Source organism: Rhizobium sp. BR 317, assembly GCF_047445835.1.
GTDB lineage: Bacteria > Pseudomonadota > Alphaproteobacteria > Rhizobiales > Rhizobiaceae > Rhizobium > Rhizobium paranaense.
This window is the reverse complement of the sequence record NZ_JARWLB010000010.1, coordinates 175,370-198,730: the sequence shown is the minus strand read 5'-3', so window position 1 is coordinate 198,730 and position 23,361 is coordinate 175,370. Positions and strand designations below refer to the sequence as shown.

The 23,361-nt window shown below is 59.8% G+C and carries 17 protein-coding genes; 9 read left to right on the top strand and 8 right to left on the bottom strand.

The features are described from left to right. Positions 1–8: 8 nt before the first annotated feature. The 4 genes from glyA to QD357_RS17850 all read right to left on the bottom strand — a co-directional run bounded on the left by glyA (position 9) and on the right by QD357_RS17850 (position 4,394). Positions 9–1,307: a serine hydroxymethyltransferase gene (gene glyA / locus QD357_RS17865; RefSeq protein WP_107107673.1), complete on the bottom strand. Its 1,299-nt coding sequence runs from the start codon at positions 1,305–1,307 to the stop codon at positions 9–11. A 176-nt stretch (positions 1,308–1,483) separates the two neighbouring features. Further along, positions 1,484–2,794, bottom strand: coding sequence for a L,D-transpeptidase family protein (locus tag QD357_RS17860; RefSeq protein ID WP_107107672.1), 1,311 nt, complete (start codon positions 2,792–2,794; stop codon positions 1,484–1,486). A 515-nt stretch (positions 2,795–3,309) separates the two neighbouring features. After that, positions 3,310–3,825 (bottom strand): transcriptional regulator LdtR, encoded by a 516-nt coding sequence (ldtR, locus tag QD357_RS17855; protein ID WP_414124649.1) that lies wholly within the window; start codon positions 3,823–3,825, stop codon positions 3,310–3,312. 131 nt (positions 3,826–3,956) lie between these two features. After that, positions 3,957–4,394, bottom strand: a complete 438-nt coding sequence (locus QD357_RS17850) for a DUF6163 family protein (protein ID WP_107107671.1) — start codon at positions 4,392–4,394, stop codon at positions 3,957–3,959. A gap of 145 nt (positions 4,395–4,539) precedes the next feature. Between QD357_RS17850 and hemB the strand changes: the two genes are divergently transcribed. The 4 genes from hemB to QD357_RS17830 all read left to right on the top strand — a co-directional run bounded on the left by hemB (position 4,540) and on the right by QD357_RS17830 (position 8,037). After that, on the top strand, positions 4,540–5,553 hold the full coding sequence (gene hemB / locus QD357_RS17845) for a porphobilinogen synthase (RefSeq protein ID WP_107107670.1): 1,014 nt from the start codon (positions 4,540–4,542) through the stop codon (positions 5,551–5,553). 179 nt (positions 5,554–5,732) lie between these two features. After that, entirely contained in the window at positions 5,733–6,191 is a 459-nt protein-coding gene (locus QD357_RS17840) for an RDD family protein (protein ID WP_107107669.1), read from the top strand. 187 nt (positions 6,192–6,378) lie between these two features. Next, the gene (locus QD357_RS17835; RefSeq protein WP_107107668.1) at positions 6,379–7,155 is read left to right on the top strand and encodes an arginyltransferase; all 777 of its coding nucleotides are present in this window, start codon (positions 6,379–6,381) and stop codon (positions 7,153–7,155) included. Next, positions 7,156–8,037, top strand: coding sequence for a DMT family transporter (locus QD357_RS17830; protein ID WP_107107667.1), 882 nt, complete (start codon positions 7,156–7,158; stop codon positions 8,035–8,037). A 107-nt stretch (positions 8,038–8,144) separates the two neighbouring features. On the opposite strand, the gene parC is transcribed toward QD357_RS17830, so the two are convergent. Further along, positions 8,145–10,400 carry a DNA topoisomerase IV subunit A gene (gene parC, locus QD357_RS17825; RefSeq protein ID WP_107107666.1) on the bottom strand — a complete coding sequence of 752 codons (2,256 nt, stop codon included), beginning with the start codon at positions 10,398–10,400 and terminating at the stop codon, positions 8,145–8,147. 228 nt (positions 10,401–10,628) lie between these two features. Here parC and QD357_RS17820 point away from each other — a divergent pair, with 228 nt between their 5' ends. Then, the gene (locus QD357_RS17820; protein WP_107107665.1) at positions 10,629–11,816 is read left to right on the top strand and encodes a hypothetical protein; all 1,188 of its coding nucleotides are present in this window, start codon (positions 10,629–10,631) and stop codon (positions 11,814–11,816) included. A gap of 158 nt (positions 11,817–11,974) precedes the next feature. Here QD357_RS17820 and aspS read toward each other — a convergent pair whose 3' ends face one another. After that, positions 11,975–13,765, bottom strand: a complete 1,791-nt coding sequence (gene aspS / locus QD357_RS17815; protein WP_414124648.1) for an aspartate--tRNA ligase — start codon at positions 13,763–13,765, stop codon at positions 11,975–11,977. A 266-nt stretch (positions 13,766–14,031) separates the two neighbouring features. Between aspS and QD357_RS17810 the strand changes: the two genes are divergently transcribed. The 4 genes from QD357_RS17810 to QD357_RS17795 all read left to right on the top strand — a co-directional run bounded on the left by QD357_RS17810 (position 14,032) and on the right by QD357_RS17795 (position 19,512). Beyond that, positions 14,032–15,426, top strand: coding sequence for a multicopper oxidase domain-containing protein (locus QD357_RS17810; protein WP_414124647.1), 1,395 nt, complete (start codon positions 14,032–14,034; stop codon positions 15,424–15,426). Between the two features lie 165 nt (positions 15,427–15,591). Then, positions 15,592–16,737: a ribonuclease D gene (rnd, locus tag QD357_RS17805; protein WP_107107662.1), complete on the top strand. Its 1,146-nt coding sequence runs from the start codon at positions 15,592–15,594 to the stop codon at positions 16,735–16,737. Between the two features lie 208 nt (positions 16,738–16,945). Beyond that, the gene (locus QD357_RS17800) at positions 16,946–17,998 is read left to right on the top strand and encodes an adenylate/guanylate cyclase domain-containing protein (protein ID WP_107107661.1); all 1,053 of its coding nucleotides are present in this window, start codon (positions 16,946–16,948) and stop codon (positions 17,996–17,998) included. Positions 17,999–18,153: 155 nt separating this feature from the next. Beyond that, positions 18,154–19,512 carry an esterase-like activity of phytase family protein gene (locus tag QD357_RS17795; RefSeq protein ID WP_107107660.1) on the top strand — a complete coding sequence of 453 codons (1,359 nt, stop codon included), beginning with the start codon at positions 18,154–18,156 and terminating at the stop codon, positions 19,510–19,512. 40 nt (positions 19,513–19,552) lie between these two features. Here QD357_RS17795 and ppx read toward each other — a convergent pair whose 3' ends face one another. Further along, positions 19,553–21,073, bottom strand: a complete 1,521-nt coding sequence (gene ppx, locus QD357_RS17790) for an exopolyphosphatase (RefSeq protein WP_414124646.1) — start codon at positions 21,071–21,073, stop codon at positions 19,553–19,555. 10 nt (positions 21,074–21,083) lie between these two features. Next, complete coding sequence (locus QD357_RS17785) at positions 21,084–23,285, bottom strand: RNA degradosome polyphosphate kinase (protein WP_414124645.1); 2,202 nt, start codon at positions 23,283–23,285, stop codon at positions 21,084–21,086. Between the last annotated feature and the right edge of the window lie 76 nt (positions 23,286–23,361).

The window sequence follows — 23,361 nt, the reverse complement described above, 5'->3', positions numbered from 1 at the left end:
CGCTCTCCTTAGCCCATGTAACCATACATGGGGAAGCGGCCAGTGAGGTTGACCACCTTTTCGCGCACTGCAGCCTCGACGGCGGCATTGCCTTCGTCGGAATTGGCGACCTTCAGACCGTCAAGCACTTCGATGATCAGATTGCCGATCTCGCGGAATTCGGCTTCCTTAAAGCCGCGCGTCGTGCCGGCCGGGGTGCCGAGACGGACGCCGGAGGTGACGAAAGGCTTTTCCGGATCGAAGGGGATGCCGTTCTTGTTGCAGGTCACATAGGCGCGACCGAGAGCTGCTTCGGCGCGCTTGCCGGTCGCGTTCTTCTTGCGCAGGTCGACCAGCATCAGGTGGTTGTCCGTGCCGCCGGAGACGACGTCGACGCCACCCGCGATCAGGGTTTCGGCGAGCGCCTTGGCGTTCTTGACGATCTGCGCCGCGTAGTCCTTGAACTCCGGCTTCAGTGCTTCGCCGAATGCCACGGCCTTTGCAGCGATGACATGCATCAGCGGGCCGCCCTGCAGGCCCGGGAAGACTGCGGAATTGAGCTTTTTCGCCAGATCCTCGTCATTGGTGAGGATCATGCCGCCGCGCGGGCCGCGCAGCGACTTGTGGGTCGTGGTCGTGGCAACATGGCAATGCGGGAACGGCGACGGATGCTGGCCGCCGGCAACGAGGCCAGCGATGTGAGCCATGTCCACCATCAGGTAAGCACCGACGCTGTCGGCAATCTCGCGGAAGCGCTTCCAATCCCAGATGCGGGAATAGGCGGTGCCGCCGGCGATGATCAGCTTCGGCTTGTGCTGCTCGGCCTTGCGCTGCACTTCGTCCATGTCGAGCAGGTTGTCGCCTTCGCGCACGCCGTAGGAAACGACGTTGAACCACTTGCCGGACATGTTGACCGGCGAGCCGTGCGTCAGGTGACCACCCGAGTTGAGGTCGAGGCCCATGAAGGTGTCGCCCGGCTGCAGCAGTGCCAGGAAGACCGCCTGGTTCATCTGCGAACCGGAATTCGGCTGGACGTTGGCGAAATTAACGCCGAACAGCTTCTTGGCGCGCTCGATGGCGAGTTCTTCGGCGATATCGACGAACTGGCAGCCGCCATAGTAGCGCTTGCCCGGATATCCCTCAGCATATTTGTTCGTCATGATCGAGCCCTGCGCTTCCAATACGGCGCGGGAAACGATGTTTTCCGAGGCAATCAGTTCGATCTCATGCCGCTGACGACCTAATTCCTTGCCGATCGCGCCAAAGATTTCCGCATCGGTATCTGCGAGCGAGCGATTGAAGAAAAGTTCGGTTGAAGCATTGGTCATCGTAGGAGCTCCTGAACGGGCCGGAACGGCAATGGAGACGGTATTAGCGTCAGGGTCGCACAAGAGCAATACAATCAGCGACATTTGCTGGGCATTCTACGATGAGGACCCCAGCAAAGAAAAAAGCCGCATCAGAGGACGCGGCTTTCTATGGCTATCGTCGCTGTGGCGCCGGGTTATTGAACCGGCTGCTCCATGCCCTGCGTCGTATCGAGCGCGAGCTGGGAATTGCCGTCGAGCTGATAGATATCGTCGCGGAACTGAACGATGCCGTTGCCGGCGCCCCATGCGGAGATATAGACGAAATAGACCGGAACTTCCGTCGCCAATGTGATCGGCGTGTTGACGCGCGTGGAAATCACCTGCTCGATGTGCTGGCGCGGCCAGCCCGGCGTTTCGGCAAGCAGCCAGTTCGTCAGATCGCGCACGTTCTGCACGCGCACGCAGCCCGAGCTGTCGAAGCGCATCAGCTTGTTGAACAGGCCCTGTTCGGGGGTGTCGTGCATATATTCGTTGTTGGGGTTGTGGAAGTTGATCTTCGTGGACGCCATGGCGTTGTTCTTGCCCGGGTCCTGGCGGAACATCAAATCCGGCGCCCTGTCCGAATTCCAGTCGATCGTCTCAGGCGCAACTTCCTGGCCCTTGCCGTCGAGCAGGCGGATATTGTTCTTCGTCAGGTAGGTCGGATCCTTGCGCATCAGCGGCACGATGTCCTTGACGATGATCGAGCGCGGCGCCGTCCAGTACGGGTTGAGAATGACCTCGTAGATCTTCGAATTGATAAGGTGAGTCGGGCGTGAGATGCGGCCGACAATCGCCTCGTGACGCAGCGCCACCTGACCGTCCTCAACGGCTTCGATATAGGTCGCCGGAACATTGACCATGACGTGACGGCGGCCGAGATCGGCCGGGAACGTCTGCAGGCGAACGAGATTGGTGTTCAATTGCTGCAGGCGGACTTCGGCGGGGATATTCATTGCCTTCAGCGTGAATTCGCCGATAACGCCATCCGGCGGCAGGCCGTGGCGGGCCTGAAAGCGCTTGACGGCGCCGTCGACGTAGGAATCGAATGCCGAGGACATGCCGGCTTCCTTCGGCAGGTCGCCGGTGACCATCAAACGCTGGCGAAGCGCCTGCACGGAAGGATCGGTGACGCCAAGCTGGAGCTGTTGCTCACCGGGATTGATCTGCGGCCAGCCGCCATTGGCAGCGATGCTCTGATACTGGGCGATCGCCTGCTGGATGTTCGGTACGGAATTAGGCCCAAGGATCGGCGTGTTGGAAACAACCGCAGCGGCGGTACGCGCGGCGGCCTTCGCATCGAACTGATCGTCCCAGTTGCCGCGAGCGCGATTGTTGATCAGCGCATCAAGAGGCGTCTGGTCCTGTGCAAAGGCCGGGGCTGCCAAAGCGGCCACGCCAAAAGTTGCCGCAGACCGCAGGAAGGAGCGGCGCGAGAAGGGTTCAATTCCGGTTTTCTTCGACATATCCCACCGTTCGACGCTGCGACCAAATTCATCCGCAGCCAAGAGAGAAAGCAGTAAATTACTGCAGCTCGCGCCAAGTAACGCAGCTCTGTGTCGATCCGTTGCCCTTAACGCACCACTAAAAATTCGCTCCGGACCATCACAATATTGCGAGCCCAAAGCGCTAAGGCATGAAGATCAAGACTTGAAAAGCGCCGTTTGCCGTTCGTTTCCGCTGTCATAGCAATATGGCCAATTCGTGTCGTCCGGCATGAAACTTGCTTTGGCCTGCCGTAACGGAAGAAGTACCATTTTGCGTTGCTAAAATACCACTAAATGAAAGTGGTTCATAGCGTTTGCTGATCCGGCGTCAATGGCGCAGATGCAGCATCCACAGTGTGCACCGCAACGTCGCGGCGGGGGCGTGGCAAAAAGCGCACAATTGTAAGCCGGTAAAAAGTTCAAGCCAGACACGCAGGGAAACGTGTCCGGCTTGCTTTTACTGGAGGGTCAAGCGGCAACTCCGCCGCGGTGATTCACAGACGGTACAAAATCTGGTCGTTCCAGAAACGGTCGAGGCGCTGCAGKAGCTTGTTCATCTGGGTGAACTCGTCGGTGCCGATGCCGCCGACCTTGTMGATGGAGGCGATGTGGCGCTCGTAGAGTTTGGCGACGGTTTCGGCGATGTCCTGGCCGGTTTCCGTCAAGCTGATGCGGACCGAGCGGCGGTCGATGCGCGAGCGTTGATGGTTGATGAAGCCGAGGTCGACCAGCTTCTTGACGTTATAGGAAACGTTGGAGCCGAGGTAGAAACCGCGAGAGCGCAGTTCGCCGGCAGTCAGCTCGGAATTGCCGATGTTGAAGAGGAGCAGTGCCTGGACGGCGTTGACGTCGTCGCGGCCTTGGCGGTCGAATTCGTCCTTGATAACATCGAGGAGACGGCGGTGGAGGCGCTCCACCAGGTGGAGCGATTCCATATACAGACCACGGATATCTTCGATCTGCTGGTCCCGAGCATTCGCAACTGCCTGCGGCTTGATTTTCGTGTTCATCATGACTTGGCCTCACTGTTTTGTTTGGCGGTGTCGTTTTCTTCCCGCCTTGAGTGAGACCCTATCGAATACACATAAAATTCTACTTAAACTGCAGGCTTAACAGCACCTTACCAGGAACTCTTGGTGTCTCAGGGTAAATCAACCATTACCTGTTGCTCGCGCCGGCGCTTCTCCAGCCACAGCAAAATACGGAAAATACAGTAGAGCACGGCGACGCCTGCGTGCAGGATTACGATCAATGGATTGGAGCCGAAAATCTGTGGCCAGAGGCCATACATCAGCGCTTGGCTGCCGGCCGCCAGCACCCAGATCACCGGCCCCCAGGAGACCGTCAGCCACAGGCCGAGGGCCGCGACGGGGAAGACCACGGCAAGGCCTGCGCCTGCCACCTTCCAGGGCAGATTGAGGAGATCGAAACGTGCCTGGCCGGCCAGCGAATAGCCGACCAGCATCGACCAATACTGCAGGCCAAGCCAGAAACAGGCGATCGCAATCAGCCGCAGGAACAAGACGAACAGGATATCCGTCAGCGTGCTCTTGGGTATGGTCGGAGAATCGGGTTCCATGCGCGAACAATAAGTAGAAGGCCAAGGGCTCGCCAGCGCTATAATGGCTGCGGCCTTTCGCCGGGTTTTGTTTCCTGGGGACAGCGTGATAGGTACGCTGCCGATACATTAAGGCCATAGATAGACTAAAAAGGATGGCGGCACCATGCAGGACAAGACGCATCTTGTTGACGAGATCACCGGGCACCGGCGCATGCGGCGTAACCGCAAGGCTGATTGGACACGCCGCCTGGTGCAGGAAAACCGCCTGACCGTCGACGACCTGATCTGGCCGATCTTCCTGATTCCCGGCAGCGGCATCGCCGAGCCGATCCCGGCCATGCCCGGCGTCAATCGCATGACCGTGGACAAGGCCGTGGAAGCCGCAAAAGAAGCGGCCGACCTCGGTATTCCAGCGCTCGCCACCTTCCCCAATATCGAAATGGAGCTGCGGGACGAGACCGGCTCGAACAGCCTGGAAAAGAACAACCTCATCAATCTTGCTACCGCGGCCATCAAGAAGGCCGTGCCGAATATCGGCGTCATCACCGACGTCGCCCTCGATCCCTTCACCAGCCACGGCCATGACGGCATTCTGCGCGGCAATGAGATCGTCAATGACGAAACCGTCGAACAGGTGGCGCAGGCTGCGATCTATCAGGCAGATGCCGGTGCCGATATCATCGCGCCATCGGAAATGATGGATGGGCGCATCGGCGTGATCCGTCACGCGCTCGATGCGGCCGGTCACCAGAGCGTCGGCATCATGAGCTATGCCACCAAGTTCAGCTCCGCCTTCTACGGCCCCTATCGCGAGGCGATCTCGACCGGCGGCCTGCTGAAGGGCGACAAGAAAACCTATTATATCGACCCGGCCAACGGCACCGAGGCGGTGCGCGATGCCGCGCTCGACGTCGAAGAAGGCGCCGATATGCTGATGGTCAAGCCCGGCCTGCCCTATCTCGACATCTGTTGGCGGCTGAAGGAGGCATTCGGCCTGCCGACCTTTGCCTATCAGGTCTCTGGCGAATATTCGATGATTAAAGCCGCCGCGGCCAATGGCTGGATCGATGGCGAAAGGGTGATGCTGGAAACGTTGCTCGCCTTCAAGCGCGCCGGCTGCGACGGCATTCTCACCTATTTCGCACCGGAAGTGGCGAGACTGCTGGCAAAGAGGTAATTACCGGCCACAAAGCTTATTGCATTTGCCGGACCTCACACCATATGTTCGGCAAATGTTTCCTACTGCGCCGCGCATCCTGCTGGATGCACAAAAGTCGCAATGGGAATCTTTAACTGCGCATCAGCCTTTCCTTAAATCGGAACGATTGAAGGGGTTATGCGCGAAGGAGAAAGACGATGAGCCTGAACCCAACCCCGCTTTATGCAGCACCGGACGACTGGCGCGCCTATAGCGGTGTGCTGAGCCGGCGCATCTTCGCCTTCATCCTTGACTATGTCATCGTCGGCCTGCTCTGCATACCGGCCGCGGTTGTGCTGTTCTTTGTCTCGATCCTGACGCTTGGGTTGGGCTTCGTGCTCTACCCTGCCCTCTTTCTCATCGTTGCGGGCCTCTATTTCGGCTGGACGCTCGGCGGACCGCATCAGGCCTCGCTCGGCATGCGCGCCATGGGCATCGCCATGGTGCGGATAGACGGCCGGCGGATGGATTTTCTGACCGCGATCGTGCATCTGGCGCTGTTCTGGATCCTGAACTCCGTCCTGACGCCGCTCATCCTGCTTGCAGGCCTGTTCATCGAACGCAGCCGGCTGGTGCATGACCTGCTCCTCGGCACGGTCATCGTCCGAACGGCGTAAACTTGGCTATTCCGCTCAACGTCGTACCAACGATTTGGTTGTCCACCCTATCACCCTAACGAAGCCCGCTTGTTTCTGAAGAAGCTGGGAAACTATGACCTTGGACGAAGGACATAGTTGACGTTTTCTAAACTTGGGCCATGCTTGTGAGAAGTCGAATGCCGAATGGAAGGTTGATCAACGGCAGATGAACACGCAGTCGACGCCATCCCCGCAGTTTTATCTGACGGCACCGGCCGCCTGCCCGTACCTGCCGCGTGAGATGGAGCGTAAAGTCTTCACCCATCTCGTCGGGCCGCGCGCAGCGGAAATGAACGATATATTGACCCAGGGCGGCTTTCGTCGCTCGCAGAACATCGCTTATCGCCCCGCTTGCGAATCCTGCCGCGCCTGCATTTCCGTTCGCATTCTCGCTCAGGAATTCGAGCCCAGCCGGTCGATGAAACGCGTCCTGTCGTCCAATAGCGATATTATCGCCACCGAATTTCCGGCGCAGCCGTCCAGCGAGCAATATTCCCTCTTCCGCCGCTATCTCGATTATCGCCATCAGCAGGGCGGCATGTCCGACATGACCGTGCTCGACTATGCGATCATGGTCGAGGACACCCACGTCAACACCCGCATCATCGAATATCGCCGGCGCGAAGAAGGCTCCGGGCTGGAGCAGCGGCCGAAAGGCGAGCTGCTGGCGGCGGCATTGACCGACGTGATGAGCGACGGGCTGTCAATGGTCTATTCCTATTTCAATCCCGATCTCGACCAACGTTCGCTCGGCACCTTCATGATCCTCGATCATATCAAGCGGACCAAGGCGCTCGGGCTGCCGCATGTCTATCTCGGCTATTGGGTCAAGGGCTCTCGCAAGATGGACTACAAGACACGGTTTCAGCCACAGGAGCATCTGACCCCGCGCGGCTGGGAACGCTTCAATCCCGCCGATGTCAGCGAAGATCCCTCTCGCTAAATGGTCTCCCATCTCTCGGATCACAGAAAAGGCTTGTTGCTGGCCACCATCGGCGGGCTCACGCTGTCGATGGACATCCCGCTGATTCGGCTTTCGAGCGGCGATGTCTGGTCCGTGCTGTCGGCGCGCAGCCTTGCGACGATCGTCGTGGCGCTTATCGCTCTGGTCGTCATCCGCCGGGTTACAGGATCGCTGCGCAACACGCTGCCGGGCTGGATCGGACTTCCCGTCGGCCTCTTTTACGGCCTGACGACCATCACCTTTCTCCTCGCCATCTACTATACGACGGCGGCGAATGTGGTGTTCATCATCGCTCTCAATCCGATGTTTGCGGCACTTCTCTCCTGGATTTTCCTGAAGGAGCGCCCCGCTCTTTCCACCATCGTCACCATGATCGCAATGATCTTTGGCGTCGGCCTGATCGTGCGGGATGGCATGGAGGGCGGTCATTTCCTCGGCGATGCGCTGTCGGTTCTTGCTTCTTTTTCCATCGCCTGCGCCATCACGATCGCCAGAGCTTCGCGCAAGGATATGGGCTTCGCGTCTCTATTGTCCGCCATTATCCCGGCTGCAGTGGGACTTTACCATGTCATGCCTTCGGGCATCGTGATCGATCATCCCGGCTGGATCCTGCTCGATGGGGCGATCCTGATGCCCCTCTCCTTCTGGTGCCTCGCCACCGGCACACGCTTTCTCTCGGCGCCGGAAGTGGCGATGTTCTATCTGCTGGAAACGATCCTGGCTCCGATCTGGGTCTGGCTGATCTTCGCCGAAGCGCCAAGCAACATGACGCTCGCCGGCGGACTGGTGCTGATTCTAGCGCTGGCAGCGCATTCGTTATGGCAGGTGCGTGTCAGGGCAAGAATGGCGGCGGCGGGGTAACGAACTCCATATTGCGGCAGCCAATTCCAGATCTTTTGCTTTCGCTCAGAGCATTCCTCGCTGCAATCGGCCTACCGGGTCGATTGCTCGATTTTGCCCTACTGACCTCAGCCAGAGAACCTGCCGCTTCTGGGGAAGCCCTTCGGCACCGTACGGCCGGCCGAGGCGCGATCGCCGAGCCATTCTATCAGCTCGTCCTTGGTCTTGGTGAAGGTGCGGCCGGCGCTGTCTTCCCATGTCAGGCCGTCGGCGATGGCGAAGCACTTGATATCGCCGACGCCGCCATCCTTGTAGCGCTGCAGGCGCACGCCCTTGCCGCGCGACATTTCCGGGATCTGCGATAGCGAGAACACCACCATCTTGCGGTTCTCGCCGACGACGGCGACGTGATCGCCCGAGACCGGCACGAGCAGCTTCGTCTCATCCGGTGTCGTCAAGTTCATGATCTGCTTGCCCTTGCGGGTGTTGGCGACCAGTTCCACTTCCGGCACGATAAAGCCGTTGCCGGCGGTTGAGACGACCAGTTGCTTGCGCTGCGGATCGTGGACGAAGGCAGTCAGCACGTCCTGATCGTTTTCCATGTCGACCATGATGCGCAGCGGCTCGCCGTGGCCACGGCCGCCGGGCAGCTTGTCGCCGCCGAGCGTATAGGCCTTGCCGCCGGTGGTGACGATCAGGATCTTGTCGGTCGTCTGCGCCGGGAATGCCACCTTCAGCCCGTCGCCCTCCTTGAAGGTGAGCGTCGACGTATCGGAGATGTGACCCTTCAGCGCGCGAATCCAGCCCTTTTCCGAGACGACGACGGTGATCGGCTCCTTCTCGATCATCGCCTGCTGGATCGCAGCATCGTCGGCTTCGGGCGCTTCGGCGAACTGCGTGCGGCGGCGGCCGATCTCGGTCGCCTTGGCAAATTTCTTCTTCACCTCGCCGATTTCCCAGGCGACCGTCTGCCACTGCTTTTCTTCGGAAGCGAGCAAAGCCTCGATATCGGCCTTCTCCTTGGTCAGGCCGTCGAATTCCTTGCGGATCTCGAATTCTTCGAGTTTGCGCAGAGAGCGCAGCCGCATGTTGAGGATCGCTTCGACCTGATTGTCCGTCAGACCGAACCGCTCCATCATGACGGGCTTCGGCTCATCCTCCTCGCGGATGATGGCGATGACCTCATCGATGTTGAGGTAGGCAATCAGGAAGCCGCCGAGGATTTCCAGGCGTTTTTCGATTGCCGCGAGCCGGAAGCGCGAGCGGCGCAGCAAAACTTCCCGCCGGTGATCCAGCCACTCCTTCAGCACGTCGTTCAGCGCCATGACCTTCGGGATGCGGCCCATGGACAGAACGTTCATGTTGAGCGGGAAGCGGCTTTCCAGCTCTGTCAGCTTGAACATCGATTCCATCAGGATCATCGGATCGACGGTGCGGCTCTTCGGTATGAGAACGACGCGGATATCCTCGGCGGATTCATCGCGAACATCTTCAAGCAGCGGCAGTTTGCGCGCCAGCAGCAGCTCGGCGATCTTTTCGATCAGCCGCGACTTCTGCACCTGGAATGGAATTTCGGTAATGACGATCTGATAGCCGCCGCGGCCGAGATCTTCCGTTTCCCATTTGGCGCGAACGCGGAAGCCGCCGCGGCCGGTCTTGTAGCTTTCGATGATGCTGTCGCGATCGTCGATGATGATGCCGCCGGTCGGGAAATCCGGGCCGGGAATGAACTCCACCAGCTTTTCGACGGTCGCGTCGCGATCGCGGATCAGGTGCAGGGCCGCATCACAAAGTTCGTGGGCGTTGTGCGGCGGGATGGAGGTCGCCATGCCGACAGCGATGCCCGAGGAGCCGTTGGCGAGCAGGTTCGGGAAAGCGCCGGGCAGGACGACCGGCTCGGAATTCGACTCGTCGTAGGTATCGCGGAAATCCACGGCATCCTGATCGATGCCTTCGAGCAGCAGTTCGGAGACCGCCGTCATCTTGGATTCAGTGTAACGCATGGCGGCGGGGCTATCGCCGTCGATATTGCCGAAATTGCCCTGGCCGTTGACCAGCGTGTAGCGCTGCGAGAAATCCTGCGCAAGGCGGGCGAGCGCGTCGTAGATCGACTGGTCGCCATGCGGGTGATAGTTACCCATCACCTCGCCGACGATCTTGGCGCATTTGCGGAAGGCGGCGGTGGGGCGCAGTCCCATCTCGCTCATCGCATAAACAATGCGGCGATGGACCGGCTTCAGGCCGTCGCGAACATCCGGCAGGGCGCGATGCATGATCGTCGACAAAGCATAGGCCAGGTAGCGCTCTTCGAGCGCGGCCTTGAGATCGACCGGAAGAATGCTGTCATCGTCGCCGCCACCGGGCGGTAAAAGATTTTGTCCCATGGCCCTTGACTAGCGGAGAAGCCGATTCCCGGCAAGAAATCAGTGGAAAGCACTTGTGGATGACGTCTCAGTTCAGACATGATTTGACGTAACGTCAGACACAATTCTCATACATATATTTGCCATCGCCATTGCCATTGGAATTTTAGGCGAACGTGAATATAACTCGCGGCAGTACACGCTAAATATGTACACCCGCCTACACCAGCTCAATGAGGAAAAGCCACCATGACTTTTTATCGGACAACACGGCTGATGCTGTCCAGTGCCGCCTTACTGTCTTTCGCCAGCTCCGCCTTTGCGCTCGACGGTAACGATCTCCTAAAGAAGATCAATGACGTCTACGCTCAGCAAGGCGGTTCCATCGCGGCCGACAGCATCGATGTCAGCGGTACGACGGTGACGCTGAAAGGCATCAGCGTCAAAGCGGCCAGCGCGTCCGATGGCGTCAAGCTGGGTGACGTCACAATGACCGGCGTCACAGAAGCGGGTGGTGGCTACACGGTCGATCAGATCGCCTTTCCGGACGTTGCCACGACCAAGGACGGCGTCACCATTGCAGCTTCCGACCTCAAGATAAATGGGATCGAAATCCCGGCCGACGTCAACAAGGGCGATATCGATTCGCTGCTGTTCTACAAGAGCGCGCATGCCGGCTCCCTCTCCTTCACCCAGGACGGTACCCAGGTCTTCTCGATCGCCAACGCCGACGCCACGATGAACAAGCGCGCCGACAAGTCCGGTGTCGACTTCGATGCCCAGGTGAACGGCGTCAAGGCCGACCTCAGCAAGGTCAACGATCCGCAGGCCAAAGAAGCGATCAGCCAGCTCAACCTGCAGCAGCTCAACGGCAAGATCGCTATGAAGGGTAGCTGGGAGATCGCGCCGGGTACGATCGACATCACCGAATATTCCTTCGACTTCAAGGATGTGGGCAAGCTGAACATCGCGCTCAGCCTTTCCGGCTATACGCCTGCCTTCGCCAAGTCGCTTCAGGACGCGCTCAAGACCGTTCGCTCCAATCCAAACCAGCAGGATGCTCAGCAATCCGCCGGTCTTGCCATGCTCGGTCTTATGCAGCAGCTAACCTTCAACAGCGCGCAAATCCGCTTCGACGATAGCTCGATCACGTCCCGCGTGCTCGACTTTGCCGGCAAGCAACAGGGCGTTTCCGGCAAGCAGTTGGCCGACACGCTGAAGGCAATGACGCCGATCATGATGGCGCAGCTCAACATTCCGGAGCTGCAGAACGCCGTTTCCGCCGCCGTCAGCGCCTATCTCGACAACCCGAAGAGCCTGACGGTCAAGGCTTCGCCGGACAAGCCGGTGCCGCTGCCGATGATCATCGGCGCCGCCATGGGCGCTCCGCAGTCGATCCCGCAGGTCATCGGCCTCAAGGTTTCGTCCAACGATTGATCGAAGCTTCGATCCTGATCATCAGCAACCCGGCGATTTCGGTCGCCGGGTTTTTCATGTGCCCCATGCGGCCGCCATTGGCTGAACTTGATGATCAACAAAAAACCCAGCGACCGAAATCGCCGGGTTTTGTATGTCCATCGAAGCCTGTAGAGACCTCAGTCCTTCTTCACCGGCGGCACCGGGCGGATCGCCAGTTCGCGCAATTGCGTCGGCGTTGCCGCTGAGGGAGCGCCCATCAAGAGGTCCTGCGCCTGCTGGTTCATCGGGAACAGCGAGATTTCGCGCAGGTTCTTGGCGCCGACCAGCAGCATGATGATGCGGTCGATACCGAAGGCAGCGCCACCATGCGGAGGCGCGCCGTACTGGAAGGCGCGGTAGAGGCCGCCGAAGCGTTCTTCCACATCAGCCTGGCTGAGCCCGACCTTTTCAAAGGCGGCGACCATGGTTTCCGGCGACTGGTTACGGATCGAACCTGAGGCGATTTCGAAGCCGTTGCAGACGGCGTCGTATTGGAAGGCCTTGATCGTCAGCGGATCTTGGTTCTGGAGCGCCTCAAGACCGCCCTGCGGCATCGAGAACGGGTTGTGTGCGAAATCGACCTTCTTTTCTTCTTCGCTCCATTCGAAGAACGGGAAGTCGACGATCCAGCAAAGCTCGAAACGATCGCGGTCGACCAGGTTCAGTTCCTCGCCGGCCCTGGTGCGGGCTTCGCCGGCAAACTTGTAGAACTTGTCCGGATCGCCGGCGACAAAGAAGCAGGCATCGCCATCGCCGAGACCGAGCTGGGTGCGGATCGCGTCGGTGCGCTCCTCGCCAATGTTCTTGGCAAGTGGGCCGGCACMTTCGAGCTTCTCGCCTTCCTTGCGCCAGAAGATATAGCCGAGGCCAGGCTGGCCCTGGCTCTGCGCCCAGGCGTTCATGCGGTCGCAGAACGCTCTCGAGCCACCGGTCTTGGCCGGGATCGCCCAGACCTGCACCTTCGGGTTCGAGGCGATCATGTTGGCGAAGACCTTGAAGCCGGAGCCGGCGAAATGCTCGGTGACGGCTTCCATGACGATCGGGTTGCGCAGGTCCGGCTTGTCGGAGCCATACTTGCGGATGGCTTCGTCATAAGGAATGCGCGGCCATTCCTTGGTKACCGGCTTGCCTTCGGCAAACTCTTCGAACACCTGGGTCATCAGTGGGCCCATCGTGTTCCAGACGTCCTCCTGGGTGACGAAGCTCATTTCAAGGTCGAGCTGATAGAATTCGCCCGGCAGACGGTCGGCGCGCGGGTCTTCGTCACGGAAGCACGGCGCGATCTGGAAGTAACGGTCGAAGCCAGCGACCATCAGGAGCTGCTTATACTGCTGCGGCGCCTGCGGTAGGGCATAGAACGTGCCGGGATGGATACGGCTCGGCACCAGGAAGTCGCGCGCGCCCTCCGGCGACGATGCCGTCAAGATTGGCGTGGTGTATTCGGTGAAGCCGACTTCGCCCATATGGCGGCGCATGGAGGAGATAACCTGCGTGCGCTTGACGATGTTCCGGTGCAGCGTTTCGCGACGCAGATCGAGGAAGCGGTACTTCAGGCGCACGTCTTCCGGATAGTCCGGCTCGCCGAACACCGGCAGCGGCAATTCCTTGGCGGCGGAGAGCACTTCGATCTCCTGCGCGTAAAGCTCGATCTCGCCCGTCGGCATGTTCTTGTTGATCGTGTCTTCGGTACGGGCCTTCACGAGGCCATCGATGCGGATGACCCACTCGCCGCGCACGGTCTCGGCCAGCTTGAAGGCCGGAGAATCCGGATCGGCGACGACCTGGGTGATGCCATAGTGATCGCGCAGGTCGATGAAGAGCACGCCACCATGATCTCGGACGCGATGAACCCAGCCGGAGATGCGGACGGTCGAACCGACGTCGGACTTGCGCAGGGCGGCGCATGTGTGGCTGCGATAGCGATGCATAGTATATATCCTGGACTTGGCGGACGGCGGCGAATGCGGACGAAAGCCCCTCGCCTGCCGACGAGAAAATCGGGCGGAAAAGCGCATGGTGCGCCTGATTTGTCAAGGCTCGAACGCCTGCGAGTCGGTTTAAAGCTGCTTTCGTGAACTCGCAACATCGACAGCCGGAGGTAGGGATGCGGCAATTCAGCCACCCCAGCGCTATTGCTGAACACCACAGTCAACTTTAAACAGACTTACCTACCCCCGCGCCCTCGGAGCCTCACATGCCCATCCTTACCCGCCGCAATCTTTTGAAAGCCTCCGCCGTTGCCGGTGCCTATGGTGTGGGGCTTGGCATCGCCAGCAGGTTTGGCGGCACAGCGGTAGCGGCGCCGGAACCGCAGGTGTTCAAGGCCGCGAAGATCCAAGCCAATTTGATGGATGCCGGAGCGACCAAGGATGTTCTGACCTATGGTGACGCCGGCATGCCGCCGGTCGTGCGCATGAAGAAGGGCGAGCCCTTCGCCGCTCGCCTGATTAACGGCATCGACGATCCGACGACGATCCACTGGCACGGCATCCGCCTGCCGAACAAGATGGATGGCGTGCCCTTCCTGACGCAGCCTTACGTCTATACCGGCGATCACTTCGATTACGCCTTCACGCCTCCGGACGCCGGTACATTCTGGTATCATCCGCATTGCAATACACTGATCCAGATGGGACACGGCATGACGGGCATCATCGTCGTGGAAAATCCGAAGGACCCGGCATTCGATTCGGAATTGGTTCTCAATCTGCGCGACTGGCGGCTGGGTGGCGACGGCCAGTTCATTGCTCCATTCCGCCMGCGCGATACCGCCAAGTCGGGCACCTATGGGACGGTGCGGACGGCCAACTGGCAGCAGCAGCCGCAATATGACGCGCCCTCCGGCGGATTGGTGCGCCTGCGCCTCGCCATCACCGACGTCACGCGCATCTATTCTTTCCGCGTGGATGGAGCCGAGGCGACGGTGATCGCCATCGACGGCAATCCGGTGCCGCAGCGCTTCCCGCTCGACTTGCTGCAGCTCGGGCCTGGTCAGCGTCTGGAATTGGCCGTGCGCATGCCCGATGACGAAGGCGCGATCGTCAAGCTGGAGGATATCAGGGGCACCGATCCGAAAGTGCTCGCGACGCTACGTTCGGTCGGCAGCTCGCTGAAGCGCGATGTTCGCGATCTGGCGCCTCTCGAAGACAATCCAGTCGCCAAGGCCGATATCGGCTCGGCGGCGCATATTCCGCTGATCCTCAGCGCTACCGCGGAGAACACCGCCGACAACAGCATTTGCGGCTCGCTAGGCTACAGCTTCTGGGCCATCAACAAGGTGCCATGGCCGGGCGACTCGTCCGATCCGACTGCGCCGCTCGCCGAATTGAAGCTCGGCAAGAGCTATGTCATCGACATGGAAAACGTGACGCCGCATACGCATCCGATTCATCTGCACGGCATGAGCTTCACCGTGCTCTCCTCTTCGACGCGCCAGGTGCAGCCGTTCGTCTCCGACACCTACCTGATCCAGCCCAATGAAAAGGTGCAGCTCGGCTTCGTCGCCGACAATCCCGGCGACTGGGTGTTGCATTGCCACATCATCGAACATCAGAAGACGGGCATGACCAGTTATGTGCGTGTAGCTTAACCATGGTCGCAAACGTGCCCTATGCTCGCGCAATGCAAGCTATATGCTTTCAGCGATTATACTTAAAAGCGGTGTCAGCCCGGAGCTTCCCCTTTCGACGTATTGACATATCCGGTTGAAAGGAGAAGGAAGGTTAACGAACTATTTTACCATGAATGTGTTGAGATGATCGAAACTACCGCCCAATTGGAGGCGGCCTGCCAAGAGCTGGCCAAGTCAGAATTCATTACCATCGACACCGAATTCCTGCGAGAGACGACCTTCTGGCCGGAGCTTTGCCTGATCCAGATGGCGAGCCCCACGACCGAAGTGCTGGTCGATCCGCTGGCCAAGGGCCTGGACCTGAAGCCTTTTTTTGAGCTGATGGCCAATCCCGCCGTCATGAAGGTGTTCCACGCCGCACGCCAGGACATCGAAATCATCTTCAATCGCGGCAACCTCATCCCGCATCCGATCTTCGACACGCAGGTCGCCGCCATGGTCTGCGGCTTCGGCGACTCGGTCTCCTACGATCAGCTCGTCAGCCGCATCAAGAACGTCCATATCGACAAGTCCTCGCGCTTTACCGACTGGAGCCGCCGGCCGCTGTCGGAGAAACAGCTCGATTATGCGCTTGCCGACGTCACCCATCTGCGCGATGTCTATCTTTCGCTGAAGGAGCAGCTCGAGCGCGAAGGCCGCGCTTCCTGGCTGCTTGAGGAAATGGCGATCCTCGAAGCGCGCGAAACCTACGACCTGCATCCGGATGATGCCTGGCAGCGGCTGAAGATGCGGCTGCGCAAGCCGCAGGAACTGGCCGTGTTGAAATACGTCGCCGCCTGGCGCGAACGCGAGGCGCGCGCCCGCAACGTGCCGCGCGCCCGCGTGCTGAAAGACGATGGCATCTACGAAATCGCCCAGCAGCAGCCAAAGGACATGGAAGCGCTGGGACGCCTGCGCACGATCCCGAAGGGTTGGGAGCGATCCGCCTCCGGCGCTGCCGTATTGGAGGCAATCACTCAGGCCCTGGCATTGCCCAAGGCCGAGATGCCGCATGTGCCGCGTCATCAGCAGGCGCCGGAAGGCACGGCCGCAGCGGCCGAATTGCTGAAGGTTCTGCTGAAGTTGATCGCCGAGAAACACGGCGTCGCCCCGAAGGTCATCGCCAACAGCGAAGATCTGGACAAGATCGCCGCCGAAGGTGAGAAAGCGGAAGTGGCCGCCCTGACCGGCTGGCGACGTGATCTTTTCGGCGATACGGCGCTGCAGCTTATCCAGGGCCAGGTGGCCTTGCGCTTCGTCGGCAAGCGGGTCGAGACGGTCAGCCTGTAGCCCCAACGACCTTGGCGGACACGCGACGATGCCGACGATTTGGCGGTTGCGTGCCATCCAAAAATAGCGATGCTGGTTGCGAACGCGATTGTGCCGCACATCCGACAGAATGGGCCCTTAGCGCAATCACATATTCGATGGCGCACGGGTCTTTTCTCAAACCAATCCTGGTTTGGGGGCATGCGCCGGCTCTTGGCGGATCGGCAGCATGGGAAGATTCCCTTCGGCGCTTAACTGGATTTTGACCGCGGCCGTTGTCGCCGTCAGCGGCATCCTCTATGGCAGGCTGTTTTTCCACGAGGCGCCGCTGTATATCGGTGCAATCTATGCATTGTTCTGCGGCATGCCGGCGCTTGCCTTCGAACGCCGCATGATCCTGCCACGCTTGAACCATTGGATGCATCGCCTGCCCACGCCGGCCTTTATCGTCTCGGCCTTGGTCGTCGATTTCGCCTTGATCGCCATCGGCTTTGCGATGGCCGGCGGCCTGATGAAATCCCTGCACCTGATTACGGATAGCTGGGCTGACGTCATGCTGCTGAAGATAAATGTCTACATCTATGCCGTCATGGTGACCGCGATCATTATTTTCGTCGGGCGCGTGCGGGAACTGCTTGGCCGCGACGTCTTCCTCAGCCTGTTGACCGGCCGCTATCGTAATCCGGTGCAGGAAGAGCGTGTATTTCTCTTCATTGACCTCGTCGGTTCGACGGCTTTTGCTGAAGAGCATGGCGACCTCAGGACGCAGCAATTCCTGGGCTCGGTATTCAGTGCGCTCGCTGAGCCGGTGCGGCGACACAAGGGCGCGATCGATGACTATATCGGCGACGCCGCCATCATCACCTGGCCGCTCCAACGCGGCGTGAAGAATGCGCGCTGCATTCGCTGCGTTTTCGAAATCCTCGCCGATATCGAGGCGAATGCGGAAACATGGTTGAAATCCTATGGCAGGGTGCCGCGTCTGAGGGCAGCCTTGCATGGCGGCGGCATCGTCACTGCCGAAATCGGCATCGACCACCACAAGATCGCCTATTTCGGCGACACGGTGAACACCACCGCGAGGCTGGAATCTCTATGCAAGACGCTGGATCGCCAGGTGCTGATCTCGGCCGACCTTGCAAGACGGATCGAGCTTCCCGACGACATCGCAAAGGAAGACCTCGGCGACCATGCCGTTCGCGGCCGCGACCAGACGCTTGGGGTGATTGCCCTGCATATGGCGAGACAGCAGACGCGGAAGGCGATAGCCAACGGGCAGTAAGGCACGGAGTCATCATCGTCCGTTGCCTATTGCCCAAAACCTACATTCTATCGGTTGTCCACAGTCACCAAAGCTTCACGTGGACGTTAATTCACCGCCATAGCTCGCCTGTTAAGCGAGGGTTGTTTGCCAATCCCCGCCAACAACGTGACACGATGACCCGAATTCTTTTCGCTTCCACGGCACTTTTTGTTCTGATTGCCGCCGCGGCCCATGCCGATGAAACACAGTTTCCCGCCAAGCTGACCTCGCAGGCCATTCTGCCCGCMAACACCATTATCGCTGCGCCGGCCGATGCACCGGATTTCCTGAAGACCTCCGGCAAGTTCACGACGCCGGATCGCAAGCGCACCGAGGCGCTCGGCACGGTTCCGGGCAAGGACGGCGCCCGCGTGACCGATCTGAAGCTGCCTTTCAACGGCCAGGCGATCCAGGGCTTTTCCGGGATCAAGGCGATGCCGGACGGTAGCTTCTGGACGCTGACCGACAACGGCTTCGGCTCCAAGCAGAATTCGAGCGACGCCATGCTCTTCCTGCACCAGCTCAAATTCGACTGGAACAATGGCAAAGTCGACGTCGTCAAGAACCTGTTCCTGTCCGACCCGAACAAGAAGGCCCCCTTCCCGATCGTCCTCGAAGGCACGGATACCCGCTATCTTACCGGCGCCGACTTCGACATCGAGTCGATCCAACCGGTCGCCGAGGGCTTCTGGATCGGTGATGAATTCGGTCCCTACCTCCTGAAATTCGACACGAATGGCCACCTGACCGACGTTTTCCCGACCACACTCAATGGCAAGCCGGTCATGTCTCCCGACAATGCCCTGCTGCAACTGCCCGGCAATCCGACGCAGAAAATGCCGGCCTTCAACTTGAGGCGCTCCGGTGGCTTCGAAGGTCTTGCCATGTCCAAGGATGGCACCAAGCTTTACGGCCTGCTGGAAGGCGCGATCTATCAGGATGACGGTCAGATGGAGAGCGTCGACGGTCATACGGCAATCCGCGTTATCGAATTCGACGTCGCCTCGAAGAGCTGGACCGGCCATAGCTGGCTTTATCCGTTTGCCGACAAGGGCACCTCGATCGGCGATTTCAACATGCTCGACGAAACCACGGCCCTGGTGATCGAGCGCGACAACGGCGCCGGCACGAAGGACAAGGCCTGCGCCGATCCGAAGCAGCCGAAGCCGGATTGCTTCGAGGCTCCGGCCGAGCTGAAGCGCGTCTACAAGATCGAATTCAACGACGCCAATGCCGGCAAGGCTGTCCGCAAGATCGGCTATATCGATCTACTGCACATCGAAGATCCGGACCACAAGCGTCGCCAGGGCGGCGGTGAAGGCTTTTACGACATGCCCTTCGTTACCATCGAAAACGTCGACCGAGTCGATGCCACCCATATCATCATCGGCAACGACAATAACCTGCCCTTCTCGGCCGGCCGCGCTGTCGACAAGGCAGACGACAACGAGTTCAGCATTCTTGAAGTCGGTGATTTCCTGAACGCGAAATAACAGAAATGTTGGACCTTCTCCCCACGGGGAGAAGGTTTTCCTACTCGAACCGGAAAGCTAGCMGTCTATTCGTCAGCCGGCCCAGTTGCTGCAGCCGGCCTTCCAGCCGTTCGCCGGCGAAGTCGTGGTATTCGGCGGGGACGACAAATTCGAGATCCAGGTCCGGGCTCGGCGAACGTCGAAATGTCAGGGCGCGAACGACGCCCGGCATGGAAGCCGAGAAGAGATAGACGACGCGCAGCAGGCCCCCGAGCAGTTTGGCGCGCTCGACGAGTTGCGGTGTGGCGATTGCCGCCAGCGGTTCTGTGGCGCCGTCATCGTGAAGGCCCTCGAAACGATAGTAGTTGGCGAGCGCGATAAAGGCGCGGCCGGCATGGGTGATGCCGACGAAGGACGTGTGGGCAATGATGTTCAATGCCTGCAGGCCGCGATAATCGGGGTGGGCACGCCAACTGATATCGGCAAGCAAGCAAGCGGCCTGGCGATAGCGGCTCTCCTCCTCCGTCTCGGTCACGCCGAAGAACGGCATCATGCGACCGGTCCACTCGGCAAGCTCGCGAGCATGCTCCGGCGAGCGGGCACGCAGGATGGCAAGTTCGCCGGCGGCGACCAGCAACGGGTCACTATGGCGCTCGGCCTCGGTCAGCAGCGAATAGAGGTAGCCCTCTCGCACGCCCTGGGCCGAGAAGGAGATGATGGAGGGCCTCATTTCCGCCAGCACCTCACGCATGGCCACGGCGCCGAAGGGCAGCAGCAAGCGGCGATGCTTGGAGATGGCCAGCAATGCGGGCTCTTTCGATTCCTTGGCTTCGCTGATCTGATCGAGGAAACGCATCATCTCGTCCAGCGGCACCTCGTAGCCCTGCATCATGTGCAGTGCATATTTACGCATTTCCATGTGCAGCTTGGCGATGTTTCGCCACGTGCCGCCGACTGCGTAAAAGGTGCGTCCCTCGCCATTGCTCAGCAATTTCGCCGTTTTGACATGCTTGCGGGCAAAGCTGCGCGCCCTGGCGAGTGAGCCGTTGGCATATTCCGAAAGCCTGAGGCCGCCGAGCGGCAGGGTGATGCCCTTGCCGATCTCCTTGCCCTTGATGTCGATGAGTTCGAGCGAACCGCCACCAAGGTCGCCGGCAATGCCGTCCGGGCTGAAAAAGCCGCTGATGATGCCAAGCGCAGAAAAACGCGCTTCTTCCTCGCCCGAAAGCACCCGCACCTTGCGCTGCAGGATCGATTCCGCCTGATGGATGAATTCCGGACCGTTGCTTGCCTCACGGGCAGCGGCCGTCGCCAGAACATAGATGGTCGATGCGCGCGCCTGATCGGACAGCGCCTTGAAGCGATGCAGGGCTGAAAGCGCGCGCGCGACGCTCTCCTCGTCCATCCTACCGGTCAGTGCTATGCCTTTGCCAAGGCCGCAAAGCACTTTCTCGTTGAAAAGAATGGTCGGCGACCGCGAGTGGCCTTCATAGACGACAAGACGGACCGAGTTCGATCCGATATCGACAACGGAGACAGGGGCTATACCGGGAAGGCGCCCCTGGGCTTCTGATTCAACCATGCAGGTCCAGTTATATTTTGCGGCCCGACAACAGCCCGGCGATCAGTTTCGGCGCACTGGATTTCAGAGCTTCACCACGGCCCGACAGGCTGGGATTGGTCATGAAATACTGCTGCGCGTTGAATGGCTCCTCACCCTTGCGCACCTCCATGCGCCGCGAAGTACCGTCCGGCAATATCTCGTAGCTCTGCTGATTGTCAATGATATTGCCCAGCATGATCTGCGAAAGCACTTGCTCATGCACGGTCTTATTGGTCAGCGGAACGAGGGTTTCGACGCGGCGGTCAAGGTTTCTCGGCATCATGTCGGCCGAGCCGATATAGACCAGCGCCTTCTCCGACGGCAGGCCTTGGCCATTGCCGAAGCAGAAGATGCGGCTGTGTTCGAGGAAGCGGCCGACGATGGACTTGACGCGGATATTCTCCGAAAGCCCCGGCACCTGCGGACGCAGGCAGCAGATGCCGCGAATGACGAGATCAATCTCGACGCCGGCGTTGCTGGCGCGATAGAGCGCATCGATGATATCGGGATCCACCAGCGAATTCATCTTCATCCAGATCGCCGCCGGCTGGCCGTTTCTGGCGTGCTCGATCTCCTCCTCGATGTGCTGGAGGATGCGCGAGCGGAGCGTATAGGGCGAAACTGCGATCTTCATGCCCTCTTCCGGCTCACCGTAACCGGTGATGAAGTTGAAGATGTTCGCCATGTCGTGGGCGATCTTTGGATCGCAGGTGAAATAGGAAAGGTCCGTGTAGATCTTGGCGGTGATCGGGTGGTAGTTGCCGGTGCCGAGGTGGCAATAGGTGCGCAGCTTGCCGTCTTCACGACGCACGACCATCGACATCTTCGCATGCGTCTTGAGCTCGATGAAGCCGAAGACGACCTGCACGCCGGCGCGTTCCAAATCGCGTGCCCAGCGAATGTTCGCCTCTTCATCAAAGCGAGCCTTGAGCTCGACCAGCGCCGTGACCGATTTGCCCATATCGGCAGCATCGATCAGCGCCCGCACGATCGGGCTGTCGTTGGAGGTGCGATAAAGCGTCTGCTTTATCGCCAGAACGTCAGGATCGCGCGCAGCCTGGAGAAGGAACTGGACCACAACGTCGAAGGATTCATAAGGATGGTGGACCACCATGTCCTTTTCGCGGATCGCGGCGAAACAATCGCCGGCATGTTCGCGGACGCGCTCAGGAAATCGGGCATTGTAAGGCTCGAAGCGTAGATCGTCGCGCGGCGCCTTGGCGATTTCGGACAATGTGTTGAGAGCCAGCAGGCCCGGCAGAACGGCGATGCGGTTTTCCGGTACGTTCAGCGATTCCACGACGAACTGGCGCAGCTMCAGCGGCATTTCCGAGTCGGTCTCGATGCGGATCACCGAGCCGCGGCGGCGGCGCTTCAGCGCTGTTTCGAAGAAACGCACCAGATCTTCGGCTTCTTCTTCGACTTCGATATCGCTGTCTCGGATGATGCGGAAGGTACCCGAACCCTTCACCTCATAGCCTGGATAGAGCCGGTKAATGAAGATATTCACGACATCTTCAAGCGTGATGTAGCGAATAACGTTGCTGGCGTCCGGCAAACGGACGAAGCGGTCGAGCGCCGGCGGCAGACGCAGCAGCGCCGTCATCGGCTCGCGGCCGTTCATGCTGTTCAGTTGCAGCGCGATCGAGAAGCCGAGGTTCGGAATGAACGGGAACGGATGCGCCGGGTCGATGGATAGCGGCGTCAGAACCGGAAAGATCGCCTGATCGAATTCGTTGGCAAGCCACTGCTTGTCGACCTCGGAAAGCGCCGGCGGGCGGACGATCAGAATGTCTTCCTTGGCAAGATACTGCTGCAGCACGGCAAGCGACGCCTGCTGCTCCATCTGCAAATTGTCGATTTCGCGCAGGATGTCGTCGAGCTGTTCGGCCGGTGTCTTACCGTCCGGAGTGCGCATCAGAATCTTCTGGCGGACCTGGCCTTCGAGGCCGGCGACGCGCACCATGAAGAACTCATCGAGGTTGGCGGCGGAAATGGAAAGGAAACGGATGCGCTCCAGAAGCGGATGCGCCGTGTTCAGGGTTTCCTCAAGAACGCGGCGATTGAACTGCAGCCAGGAGAATTCGCGATTGATGAAGCGCTCGGGGCTGGTCAGCAACTCGTTGATCGGCGGCGCGGCCTCCGGGGCTTGCTGATTGGCGTCCTGATGTTCCGTTAATGCCGAGTCCATGTTCCACCTGCCCTATCTTAGAACCTTGCGCCACGTATAGCAGTTTGACGACGGAACTGTGACAGTTTCCCGATCG

Coding starts and splice junctions, on each gene's coding strand:
- glyA (WP_107107673.1), bottom strand. CDS start 1,307: ATGACCAATGCTTCAACCGAACTTTTCTTCAATCGCTCGCTCGCAGAT.
- QD357_RS17860 (WP_107107672.1), bottom strand. CDS start 2,794: ATGTCGAAGAAAACCGGAATTGAACCCTTCTCGCGCCGCTCCTTCCTG.
- QD357_RS17850 (WP_107107671.1), bottom strand. CDS start 4,394: ATGGAACCCGATTCTCCGACCATACCCAAGAGCACGCTGACGGATATC.
- hemB (WP_107107670.1), top strand. CDS start 4,540: ATGCAGGACAAGACGCATCTTGTTGACGAGATCACCGGGCACCGGCGC.
- QD357_RS17840 (WP_107107669.1), top strand. CDS start 5,733: ATGAGCCTGAACCCAACCCCGCTTTATGCAGCACCGGACGACTGGCGC.
- QD357_RS17835 (WP_107107668.1), top strand. CDS start 6,379: ATGAACACGCAGTCGACGCCATCCCCGCAGTTTTATCTGACGGCACCG.
- QD357_RS17830 (WP_107107667.1), top strand. CDS start 7,156: ATGGTCTCCCATCTCTCGGATCACAGAAAAGGCTTGTTGCTGGCCACC.
- parC (WP_107107666.1), bottom strand. CDS start 10,400: ATGGGACAAAATCTTTTACCGCCCGGTGGCGGCGACGATGACAGCATT.
- QD357_RS17820 (WP_107107665.1), top strand. CDS start 10,629: ATGACTTTTTATCGGACAACACGGCTGATGCTGTCCAGTGCCGCCTTA.
- rnd (WP_107107662.1), top strand. CDS start 15,592: ATGATCGAAACTACCGCCCAATTGGAGGCGGCCTGCCAAGAGCTGGCC.
- QD357_RS17800 (WP_107107661.1), top strand. CDS start 16,946: ATGGGAAGATTCCCTTCGGCGCTTAACTGGATTTTGACCGCGGCCGTT.